The organism is Paractinoplanes toevensis, assembly GCF_018332695.1.
Taxonomy (GTDB): Bacteria; Actinomycetota; Actinomycetes; order Mycobacteriales; family Micromonosporaceae; genus Actinoplanes; species Actinoplanes toevensis.
This window is the reverse complement of sequence record NZ_BOQN01000085.1, coordinates 90653-101808: the sequence shown is the minus strand read 5'-3', so window position 1 is coordinate 101808 and position 11156 is coordinate 90653. Positions and strand designations below refer to the sequence as shown.

Annotated in this window: 10 protein-coding genes; 6 read left to right on the top strand and 4 right to left on the bottom strand. The window is 68.7% G+C overall.

Annotation, left to right across the window (positions count from 1 at the left end):
- Positions 1–306: 306 nt before the first annotated feature.
- The 3 genes from Ato02nite_RS32750 (at position 307) to Ato02nite_RS32740 (ending at position 5884) form a co-directional block, all read left to right on the top strand.
- Positions 307–3276: a carbohydrate binding domain-containing protein gene (locus Ato02nite_RS32750; protein WP_213010539.1), complete on the top strand. Its 2970-nt coding sequence runs from the start codon at positions 307–309 to the stop codon at positions 3274–3276.
- A 176-nt stretch (positions 3277–3452) separates the two neighbouring features.
- Positions 3453–5237 carry a carbohydrate-binding module family 20 domain-containing protein gene (locus Ato02nite_RS32745; protein ID WP_213010538.1) on the top strand — a complete coding sequence of 595 codons (1785 nt, stop codon included), beginning with the start codon at positions 3453–3455 and terminating at the stop codon, positions 5235–5237.
- Positions 5238–5293: 56 nt separating this feature from the next.
- Positions 5294–5884 carry a class I SAM-dependent methyltransferase gene (locus Ato02nite_RS32740; RefSeq protein ID WP_246607703.1) on the top strand — a complete coding sequence of 197 codons (591 nt, stop codon included), beginning with the start codon at positions 5294–5296 and terminating at the stop codon, positions 5882–5884.
- Positions 5885–5904: 20 nt separating this feature from the next.
- On the opposite strand, the gene Ato02nite_RS32735 is transcribed toward Ato02nite_RS32740, so the two are convergent.
- Positions 5905–6483, bottom strand: a complete 579-nt coding sequence (locus Ato02nite_RS32735; RefSeq protein ID WP_213010537.1) for a GNAT family N-acetyltransferase — start codon at positions 6481–6483, stop codon at positions 5905–5907.
- Between the two features lie 54 nt (positions 6484–6537).
- On the opposite strand from Ato02nite_RS32735, the gene Ato02nite_RS32730 reads away from it, so the two are divergent.
- Positions 6538–7062 (top strand): hypothetical protein, encoded by a 525-nt coding sequence (locus tag Ato02nite_RS32730; protein WP_213010536.1) that lies wholly within the window; start codon positions 6538–6540, stop codon positions 7060–7062.
- Between the two features lie 299 nt (positions 7063–7361).
- Entirely contained in the window at positions 7362–7817 is a 456-nt protein-coding gene (locus tag Ato02nite_RS32725) for a hypothetical protein (protein WP_213010535.1), read from the top strand.
- A gap of 103 nt (positions 7818–7920) precedes the next feature.
- On the opposite strand, the gene Ato02nite_RS32720 is transcribed toward Ato02nite_RS32725, so the two are convergent.
- Both Ato02nite_RS32720 and Ato02nite_RS32715 read right to left on the bottom strand, forming a co-directional pair.
- Positions 7921–8367: a hypothetical protein gene (locus Ato02nite_RS32720; protein ID WP_213010534.1), complete on the bottom strand. Its 447-nt coding sequence runs from the start codon at positions 8365–8367 to the stop codon at positions 7921–7923.
- Between the two features lie 72 nt (positions 8368–8439).
- The gene (locus Ato02nite_RS32715) at positions 8440–9009 is read right to left on the bottom strand and encodes a TetR/AcrR family transcriptional regulator (RefSeq protein ID WP_246607701.1); all 570 of its coding nucleotides are present in this window, start codon (positions 9007–9009) and stop codon (positions 8440–8442) included.
- Positions 9010–9079: 70 nt separating this feature from the next.
- On the opposite strand from Ato02nite_RS32715, the gene Ato02nite_RS32710 reads away from it, so the two are divergent.
- Entirely contained in the window at positions 9080–9964 is an 885-nt protein-coding gene (locus tag Ato02nite_RS32710) for an SDR family oxidoreductase (RefSeq protein ID WP_213010533.1), read from the top strand.
- A 607-nt stretch (positions 9965–10571) separates the two neighbouring features.
- On the opposite strand, the gene Ato02nite_RS32705 is transcribed toward Ato02nite_RS32710, so the two are convergent.
- Positions 10572–11126, bottom strand: a complete 555-nt coding sequence (locus tag Ato02nite_RS32705) for a DUF1990 domain-containing protein (protein ID WP_213010532.1) — start codon at positions 11124–11126, stop codon at positions 10572–10574.
- Between the last annotated feature and the right edge of the window lie 30 nt (positions 11127–11156).

Genomic DNA, 11156 nt, shown 5'->3' with positions numbered 1-11156 from the left:
CGCCCGAGGCCGGGACGCCCGGCCGCAGTTGTGTACAGCGCGCCGCGACCCGGCGAGCAACCAGAGGTGCGCGAGGCGCTCACGTTCCGCATCCCCGGCCGATCGATGGACTTCTAAGCGCAGCCTTGCAACATTTCTGAAATCTCTTCCAAAGCATGCAAGGTGTTGCTACGGTCCTCGTCAATATGAACGTGGGGTTACGCCCGTGTCACCGGCTCCGACGCGTGGTGGCACGAGTCTCGCGCTCTTCGGCCCCGCGTCAATCCTTCGATCGAAACGCCCCCTGAGGTCGTTGGAGGAGTCCCCGTGTCCACAAAGCGTCCCTGGTGGCTCGTCGCGGCGCTGGTCGCCGTTCCCCTGCTGGTCGCGCCGGCCTTCGCGGCCTCGGCCAACACCGTGCAGGTCTTCTACCGGCCGTCGTCGGCCTGGAGCAGCGTCAACATCCACTACGCGCCGAGCGGCGGATCGTGGACCGCCGTGCCCGGCGTGGCCATGAGCGCCGCATCGTGCGCCGGCTGGTACACGAAAGACCTCGGCACCGCCGGCGGCATGCAGGCCGCCTTCACCGACGGCTCCGGCACCTGGGACAACAACTCGGGGCGCAACTACAGCGTCGGCACCGGGATCGTCACGATCACCGGTGGCGTGGTCACCGCGACCGACCCGTGCTCCGGCACCGTGGTCGACCAGCCGGCCGGGGACAACACGGCCACCGTCTTCTACCAGCCGTCGTCCGCGTGGAACAGCACCTATCTGCACTACGCGCCGACCGGTGAGGCCTGGACGACCGTGCCGGGGGTCGCCATGAACGAGGCCGCCTGCACCGGCTGGGTGAAGAGGACCGTCGTGCTGGGTGCGGCGACGACGCTCGCGGCCACGTTCAACAACGGCAGCGGCACCTGGGACAACAACTCCGGGCGCAACTACGGCCTCACCGCGGGCACCTCCAGGGTGGCCGGCGGCGTGGTCACCGCCGATGCCACCGACCCGTGCACCGCGGTGCCGGCCGACACCACCGCGCCGACCGCGCCGGGCGCGCTGACCGCCACCGTCGACCATGTCACCGTGACGCTCGGCTGGACCGCCTCCACCGATGACCGCGGGGTCACCGGCTACCAGATCACCCGTTCCGGGAGCACGGTTCTGACCAGCGGCTATGCCTCGTACATCGACGGCTCGCTCGCCGCGCGGACGGCGTACACCTATGTTGTCCGGGCCGTTGATGCCGCCGGGAACCTTTCCGCGCCCAGCGCGACCGTCTCCGTCACCACCGGGGACGCGCCGCCGCAGGCGGCCGGCGGGTCCATGCTCGGCGGGGACCCGCGCAAGGAAAGCATCTATTTCGCGATGACCGCCCGGTTCTACGACGGCGACACCTCCAACGACCGGGGTGGCAGCCAGGACCTCACGAGCGGGAACGCGGCCGGCCACGACCCGATGTTCCGCGGCGATTTCAAGGGCCTGATCGACAAGCTCGACTACATCAAGGGGCTCGGCTTCTCGGCGCTGTGGATCACCCCGGTCGTGCTGAACCGGTCGGATTACGACTACCACGGTTACCACGGCTGGGATTTCTACCGCGTCGACACCCGGCTCGAATCGCCGGGCTCGACCTATCCGGATCTGATCGAAAAGGCGCACGCCAAGGGCCTGAAAATCTTCCAGGACGTGGTCTACAACCACAGTTCCCGGTGGGGTGCGAACGGGCTGTTCGTGCCAAAGGCGTGGGGCGCCAAGGACGGACCGTGGGACTGGATGTATTCGACCAAGGCCGACGGTCGGTCCTATGACCCGATGGCCGAGTTCCACGGCACTGATCCGACGGTGACCGCCGCGCAGAATCAGATGGCCCAGGGCCGTGCCTACAACGGCGACCTGTGGAGCACCACCGAACCGGCCGGCAACACCTGCCGCAACTGGGGCACGCTCACCGGGCAGTACAACCCGCAGGGGTACGCCATTCACAACTGCCAATGGCCGTCGCCGACCTCGGGGATGTTCCCGTCGACGCTCTACCACCAGTGCTGGATCGGCAACTGGGAAGGTGAGGACGCGCGATCGTGCTGGCTGCACGAGGACCTCGCCGACTTCAACACCGAGAACCCGGTGGTCCAGAAATACCTGATCGACGCGTACAACAAGTACATCGACATGGGCGTCGACGGATTCCGGATCGACACCGCCGTGCACATCCCGCGGGTCACCTGGAACCGGCGCTTCCTGCCGGCCATGCAACAACATCTGATCCAGAAGTACGGCGCCACGAAGGCCCAGGACTTCTACGTCTTCGGTGAGGTCGCCGCGTTCGTCAACGACAAGTGGAACCGCGGGTCGGTCAACCACTCGTCGCAGTTCTTCACCTGGAAGGAGCGGAAGACCTACTCCGACGACGACGCCACGGCCGCCCTCGAACAATTCGACTACGAGAACAATTTGGGTACGGGCAATCAGCCGACCAGCAGCAACGCGTTCCTGAACGGCAACACCTACCACGCACCCGACCACAGCCAGTTCTCCGGCATGAACATCATCGACATGCGGATGCACATGAATTTCTCGGACGCGTCCAACGCCTTCTACAACGGCAAGGACTCGGACGACTCGGTGAACGACGCGACCTACAACGCGGTGTATGTCGACTCGCACGACTACGGGCCGAACAAGTCGTCGTTCCGCTACTCCGGCGGCACCGACGCGTGGGCCGAGAACATGTCGATGATGTGGACGTTCCGCGGCATCCCGACCCTCTACTACGGGTCGGAGATCGAGTTCCAGGCCGGCAAGCAGATCGACTGCGGGGCCTCCTGCCCGCTCGCCACGACCGGCCGCGCCTACTACGGCGACAGGGTCGACGGCACGGTCGCCGCCGCCGACTACGGCGTGGTGTCGAGCGCTAGCGGGGCGGTCGCCACCACGCTGGCCCAGCCGCTGGTCAAGCACCTGCAGCGGCTCAACCAGATCCGCCGGGCCATCCCCGCCCTGCAGATGGGGCAGTATTCGACCGAGGGCGTCGGCGGGAACATCGCCTACAAGCGCCGCTACACGTCCGGGTCGGTGGACAGCTTCGCGCTCGTCACGGTGTCCACCAGTGCCACCTTCAGCAAGATTCCGAACGGCACGTACACCGACGCCGTATCCGGTGACGTCAAGACCGTCACGAACGGGACGCTGACCGCATCGGTCAGCGTCAAGGGCGACATGCGGGTGTACGTGCTCGCCCTGCCCGGCAACCCGGCGCCCGGGAAGGTGGGCACCGATGGGCCGTACCTTCGCTGAGCTCCCGCCCGTACGCCCGGCTCCTCGTCCGTTGCCGTTGACCTTTGTTCTTCCGCAGCCACCCGCCTATCGTCCTTTCTCCCCCATCGCAGGTCTGGCGGCGTCCGCGCCGCCGGTCCCGCGACTGTCCCGTCCCCTATCCGGTCCCCGACCGGCGGTCCCCACGGAGGTGCCCGATGACACGAACCACCCGGCGCTGGGTCATACCTGGCGTGATGTTGCTGATGCTGGCTACCGCACTGGTCGCGATCGGGCGGCCGCATAACGCCGACGCGAAGGCCGACGCCAATCCGGGCGCCCGAGACGTCATCGTACACCTGTTCGAATGGCCGTGGGCGTCGATCGCCTCCGAGTGCACCAACGTGCTCGGGCCGAAGGGGTTCGGCGGGGTACAGGTGTCGCCGCCGCAGGAACACGTCGTGTTGCCGTCCTCCGGTTACCCGTGGTGGCAGGACTACCAGCCGGTCAGCTATCAGCTGGTCTCCCGGCGCGGTGACCGGGCGGCCTTCGCGTCGATGGTCTCCACCTGCCACGCGGCCGGCGTGAAAATCTACGTCGACGCGGTCATCAACCACATGGCGGGCGGAGCCTCGAACGGCACCGGCACCAACGGGAACACCTACAGTCACTACTCGTACCCGGCGGTCGCATACGGCAACAACGACTTCCACCACTGCGGCAAGAACGGCAACGACGACATCGTCAACTGGGCCGACCGGTGGGAGGTGCAGAACTGCGAGTTGGTCGACCTGTCCGACCTGGCCACCGAGTCGTCCTACGTGCGCAGCAAGATCGTCGGGTTCCTCAACGACCTGATCTCGCTCGGGGTCGACGGCTTCCGGGTCGACGCGGCCAAGCACATCCCCGCGTCCGACCTCTCCGCGATCTACGGCGCACTCAGCGGTACGCCGTACATCTACCAGGAGACGATCGAGGGCGGGTCGGGTGAGGTCAGCCCGACCGAGTACACCGGGCTCGGCGACGTGACCGAATTCCGCTACGGCGACGTGGTCGGCAACGCCTTCCGCGACGGCAACCTGTCCGGGCTGTCCTCGGTGGGAAGCCAGATGCTCGTCGCCTCCGGCGACGGCGTCGCCTTCATCGACAACCACGACACCCAGCGCAACGGGCGGGCCAAGCTGACCTACAAGGACGGTACGACCTACGCGCTGGCCGAGGCGTTCATGCTGGCCTATCCGTACGGCACGCCCGCGGTGATGTCGTCGTTCACGTTCTCCGACGCCGACGCCGGCCCGCCGACCGCGTCCAACGGCACCACCAGCGCGGTCAACTGCTCGTCCGGCTGGGCCTGCGAGCACCGCTGGCGCACCACCGCCAACATGGTCGCGTTCCACAACGCGGCCGCCGGGACGTCGCTGACCAACTGGTGGTCCAACGGCGGCAACCAGGCCGCGTTCGGCCGGGGCTCGAACGCCTACGCGGTCTTCAACCGGGGCGCTTCGCTGAACCGTACGTTCCAGACGTCGCTGCCAGCCGGCACCTACTGCGACGTCGCGAACGGCGACTTCAGCAACGGGACGTGCAGCGGAACCAGCTACACGGTCGGCTCGTCGGGCACCTTCACCGCGACGGTGGCCGCGAACAGCATGCTGGCCCTGCACATCAACGCCCGCACCGCCGGCGGCGCCACCACCTCCCCCGGCGCGTGCACGACGGTCGCCGTCTCCTTCGGCGTCAACGCCACCACGGTGTGGGGCGAGAACGTCTACGTGCTCGGCAACCAGGCCGCCCTCGGCAACTGGAACACGTCCGGCGGGGTGGCCCTGTCGTCGGCCTCCTACCCCGTCTGGACCGGCACGGTGAACCTGCCACCCAACACCACGATCGAATACAAGTACGTCAAGAAGAACGGTTCCGCGGTGACGTGGGAGTCCGGCGCGAACCGCACGCTGACCACCGGCTCGTCCTGCACCACGTCGGTGAGCGACACCTGGAGATAGACGCTCCCCCGCCGGGCCCGGCACACCCCGGGCCCGGCGTTGTCTACAGTCACGCGGTGAGTTCGGAACACGTGCGGGACGCGTATTCGTCCGCCTCGACGCTGTACATCGACCTGTACCGGGACTGGCAGGGCCATCCCGACGACATGGACATCATCGACCGGCACCTGTCCGGCACGGTTCTCGACGCGGGCTGCGGGCCGGGCCACTACACCGGTTACCTCCGGTCGCGCGGCGTCGACGCGAGCGGCATCGACATGGTTCCCGAGTTCATCGCACACGCCGAGGCGAACCACCCCGGCATTTCCTTCCGGCTGGGCTCGATGGACGACCTCGGCGTCCCCGACCACTCGGTCACCGGCATCCTGGCCTGGTATTCGCTGATCCACCGGCCACCGGCCGATCTGGGCGGCGTGCTGGCCGAGTTCCGGCGGGCCCTGGCACCGGGCGGAGCCCTGGTCATCGGTTTCTTCGACGGCGACCGGGTCGAACCGTTCGACCACCGGGTCGTCACCGCCTACCGCTGGCCGGTCGACGAGATGTCCCGGCAGCTGGCCACCGCCGGTTTCACCGAGGTGCAGCGAACCCAGCGCGACACCGACCGCCCCGACCGCAAGCTGGCGGCAATCGCGGCAATCGCTCTTTAGGCGATCCGCCCGCGCCGCGCTCAGACCGGCGAAGGCCGGAGATCCGCCCGGATCAGGCTGTAGACGGCCAGGTCCATGCGGCTGCCGTCGCGGGCCGGGACGACGCTGCGCTGCACCCCCTCGAAGTGAAAGCCGGCCGCGTCGGCCACCCGGCGCGACGCGGTGTTGTGCACGTCGGCCTGCAAACTGATCCGCTCGAAGGCCACGTCCCGCAGGGCCCACTCGGCGACCGCCCGGGCCGCCTCCCCGGCGTAGCCGTGGCCGCGCGCCCACGGTGCCGTCCAGTAGTGGATCTCGGCGATCCGCAACGACCACCGGACACTGAACAGCGCCACATGGCCCAGCAGGCGCCCACCGCCGCGCGGCTCCACCGCCAGCTCCGCGCCGAGGCCGTCCTGGCGCCGCTTCTCCGTGCCGTTACACCACTCGGCTGCGGTCGCCAGGTCGGCGCCGGCATAGGGATAGCCGACCGGGGCGGTACGCATGAACTGCTCATCCTGCCAAGCCGCGTGCACGTCGCCGGCATCCGACGCCGCGAACGACCGCAGACGAAGCCGCCGGGTCTCGACGTCAACCCGCGGAAACACATGATCGGCCATGCGGCGAACCTACGTGAACGGCGCGGCCCACGGCACCCGTGCGACGATCACCGGATGCCGGCTCGCCTCTGCCTCTTCCTGATCATGACGGGTGCTTCGTTGGCGGCGTGCTCGTCCGGCGGCGAGAAGGACACGCCGACGCCGGCCGGTACGGCATCGGCCGCCTCCATCGGGCCGGCGCGCGACATCGAATGCACCCAGGGCGAGGCGCACGTGCTGACCACCTTCGCCCCCGGCGCGGACGACCTGACGATCGGATCGATCAGCTGGCCGGGCCTGCTGACCTGGGCGAGCACCGACCCGGCAAGCCCGGACGGCAACCACAAGATCGGCCCGGTGGTCCGGGCGGGAAAGGTGGTCACGGTGTCCGCCGCGGACGGCGAGGCCATTCTCAGGTACGGGCAGGGCTGGGGCTATTCGCCGGCCCCGGCCGTGACCTTCCACGCCTGCGCCGACGCCGACACCGCCTACATCGGCGGCTTCCACGTGCCCGGCCGCCGCTGCGTGCCGCTGACCGTGACCGAGCCCGGCAAGCCACCGACCCGGGTCACCGTCTCGTTCTTCGCGGGCGCCTGCTGAACGGGAGCGTCCTCTGCCCTGGGCGGCCGGGGCGATCTCGGCTGGTTCGGGTTCGCGGCTTTCACGGCTCGCTACGACGGAGTCATTAGCTGGCTCAATCCCTTAGCGGCCGCCAGTTGTTGCGGCGGAGTCGTCCTGGCCGTGCTCGCGCTGCTGGTGTGGCACCTCCTCGGCCGTTCCACTCATCGCGGCCGTGATTGAACGCCGGGACCCGGCCGGCGCGGGGGATGGCGTGTGCTGCCTAGACTCCGGCTGTGCGGATCGGTCGACGGCGTCTGGGCTTTGCTGTGGCGGGGCTTGTGCTGGTTGTCGTCATCGCCCTGGCGGCGATAGCTCTACTGCGATGGAAAGCCGCCGGCGTCGCGCATTCGATCTCTCCGCCCGCGGGAGCAACCGCGCCGTCCTTCCGCACCCCGAAGTACGAACGGGATGTCGGCGACCGCGCCGCCATCATCGCCCGCCGGCTGCGCAACGATCGCGGAAGGGCGACGGTGCGCAGCTATGCGATGCCACCCGGCTCGCCTTGGATGCAGGCACAAAAGGTCGTCGCTACCCAGCTCGATCACTGGGAGCAGGTCGGCGACTGCGCCGACAACCCCGAGGCCACGATCGTCGAGTGCACCTGGCGGGAGCCGACCCGGTGGTGGCCACGCGAGGTCGCGCTCACCATGTTGCGCCTGCCGTCGGCGGGCGAGGCCCGCAGCGACCGGACCGGCGCCACCTTCGTGATCATCGGCTCCGGCGTGGGTGCGTAGTACGGCGATAGACCTGTTCCTCGACGATGTCGCCGTTGGCAGAAACGGCGTCGAGGAAGTGACGGAAGACCGGCCAAGGAAACGCACCGCGCGAGGACCGTCGTCAGGTGTCGCCACGGACGCGGAAGGAGTGGGTGCGGGTGAGGCCGATCGCGAGCACCACCGTTGTCAGGAGCGCGGTAGCGGTCAGGTACCAGCCGATGCCAAGGTGGCTGGCCGCCTCCGGCTCGATCAGGTTTCCGGCGCTGTCCATGCCGATGGCGCGTACCCGCTCGCCGGTAATCCGGATGCCGTACCAACCGACCATGCCCAGCGTGGTCAGAGCGCCGAGGATCGCCGCCCGCGCGTACTTTCTCCGGGGGAACCTCATGGTGGCCACGACAGCGGCGATCGTCAGCAGCAGCGCGCCGACGAGGATCAGGACGGGTAGCGCCGAGGCTCGATCGCCGAACATCACGAGCAGCCCGCTGCGCTCGCCACCCAACGGATTGCTTTCCCACGTCAGTCCGGCCCCGGCAGCGGCTGTCACTACCGACGCGGCAAGCGGCAACCATGATCTCCATCGCATAGCGCTCTGACGGGTGTGCGGACCGCTCGGTTCCGACCGGGATCGATTGTGGATCTAGGCGATCCGGTCGATCAGCATTTTGAGCAGTTCATCGCCGGTCACCTGCCACTTCTCGACGGTGAGCTGACCGCTGTTCTCCATCGCGACGATGCCGTGCACGCTGGACATCAGCAGCGCGCCGATCGGCCTGGCCCGCTGCGGGTCGCCGATGACGTCCGCGACGATGGCGAGGAACTGATCGTTCGTGCGCGACACCGCGGCCAGCGCGCCCGGGTGCTCGTCGTTCGGTGCGGAGAACATCAACGCGTACGTGTGCGGGCGCCGCCGGCCGACCTCCAGGAGTACGGACAGGGCCCGCTCGAGGCGCTCGGCCGGGGACGGGCGCTCGTCGGCGATCAGGTCGTCGAGCTGGTCGCCCAACGTCACCCAGCTCTCCGCCGCGACCGCGGCGAGCAGGTGCTCCTTGTCCGGGAAATGCCCGTACGGCGCGCCGCGGGACACCCCGGCACGGGCGCTCACCGCACGCAGGGTCACCGCGTCGGGGCCGCCCTCGGCGAGCAGCTCGGCCGCGGCGTCGAGCACCGTGCGGCGAGTCGCCGCCGCACTTTCCATTCTGCTGACCACACCGACAATCTACCTGACAATGTCAGCCGACTCACTTGACATTGTCACACGAGTCGCTAACGTACTTCATATGACAACGTCACATGAAGAACTGGTCCTGATCAGCGGAGCCTCCACCGGCATGGGCGCCGCCACCGCCCGCGAGCTGGCCCGGCGCGGCTACCACGTGCTCGCCGGTGTCCGGCGCGAATCCGACGCCGACGCGCTGCGCGCCACCAACCTGGAGCCGGTCATCCTCGACATCACCGACCCGGCCCAGATCGAGGCGGTCGCCGCCCGCATAGCCGGTGACCCGGCCGGGCGGCCGTTGCGGGCCGTGATCAACAACGCCGGCATCGCCATCAACGCCCCGGTCGAGCTGCTCGCGATGGCGGAGTGGCGGCACCAGTTCGAGGTCAACTTCTTCGGGCACGTCGCGGTCACCAAGGCCGTCCTGCCCGCACTGCACGCCAGCTCCGGCCGGGTGGTGAACATCAGCTCCGTCGGCGGCCGGATCGCGATGCCGACCTACGGAGCGTACGCGGGAGCGAAGTTCGCCATGGAAGCGATGAGCGACGCCCTCCGACGCGAGCTCGCCCCGCACGGCGTGCAGGTGGTGGTCGTCGAGCCCGGCGGCGTGCGCACCGAGATGACCGGCCAGGGCGTCGAACGAGCCACCGAAACCCTCGCCGCGCTGTCGCCGGCCGCCCGCGCCCGATACGGCCCGCTGCTGCAGGCGATCATCAACCACGCCACCTCGTTCACCGCGTCGGGAGTTTCCGCCGAGGCGGCCGGCCGCATCATCGCCGATGCCGCGACGACTCATCGGCCGCGCACCCGCTACACCATCGGCCGCGACGCGGCGGTCCTCACCCGCCTGGCCCGCATCCTCTCCGACCGGGTGCTCGACCGCGTCCTCGCCGCCGACCTGCGCCCGCACTTCCCGAAGGAACAGCACGCCAACACCGCTGTCTAGGCGACAAGCCAGAACGACACAGCCCGCAAGTCACCGTGCGGGCGTCAGCCCAGGAGCTCCAGGCACGACTGCATTCTGTGGGTTATAGGTCTCTGAGATGGAGCAGAGAGCGTAGACGCAGCTCTCGCCGCATCTGTGAGTTGTCGAGCGCGTCCACGATGCAGGCGAACCCGGTCCAGGTGGCACCGATGCTGTCGACCATCGCCCGGACGGTTCGCCGGCGTCCGATCCTTCCGTACCTCCACGAAGCCGACCCCGAGATGCAGGGCGACCAGGGGGCCGATGAGAGAGCCTCGCGAGTCCGGGCCGAGCACTACGGTCGGGGCGGCTTCTGGGAACAGCTGGGCCAATGCCGGTCCGAGTCGGCGCAAAAGCCTGGCGTCACGCCACCAGCCGGTGAGATCGGCGTACTGATCGCCTTGGTCTCCCCGCCAGGCAAAAGCGCTGCGAAGCCCGGCCCGAAGATCGCCTTGGCCCACCACGTCCATGATCAAAGAGTAGGTGATCAGGTGCGGCTCTTCGCCGGTGCGGTAGCTGCACTGAGCGCCGGCACGGCGCGACCGGGCGTCGCACGAGATGATCAAGGTCAGGATGATGCGGCGGCGCGTTACGGAGTTGCTGTCGTGGGATCGGAACTCCGGGCGAGTCGCCGAACAGCCCTGACGTAGCAGTCGGTGGCGTACTGCTGGATCATGCGGCTGAACGGTCCGCCGGCCCGTGCGAGCAGCGCTGCGGGGCGGCTGAACGCACGGATCTGGAATCGCACATCGCCGGTGCCGGTCTTCACGATCATGAAGGCTTCCTCGCCCTGCTCCGGGTGGCCGGGCAGGGTTCCGTAGGCGAATCCGCGGCGATCGGGCTCGTCGACGGTGTAGACGACTCGGCACGGAATGGTGAGGTGCGCCCATCGCCAGCCCGCGCGGAGCACTACGTCGATCCCCGGTGCCGGTTTGCCGCCGGCGGTGAGGACGGTGAGCCCGGCCTCCTGGTGCATGCGCCAGTCGAACAGCGCGGCAACGGCCCGTTCGAAGAGTTCCGGCCCGGCTCCGAGGCTGACATCACGGAGTACGTGGCCGTAACCGGCGGGCAACGACTCGGCCCGGGTGGCGCCCACTTCGTCATAGGTCAGCCCGGCGAAGGTCGTCGTGGCGTCGCGCCGCATCAGGTCACGGTAACCAAGTGTCCGGCTCGA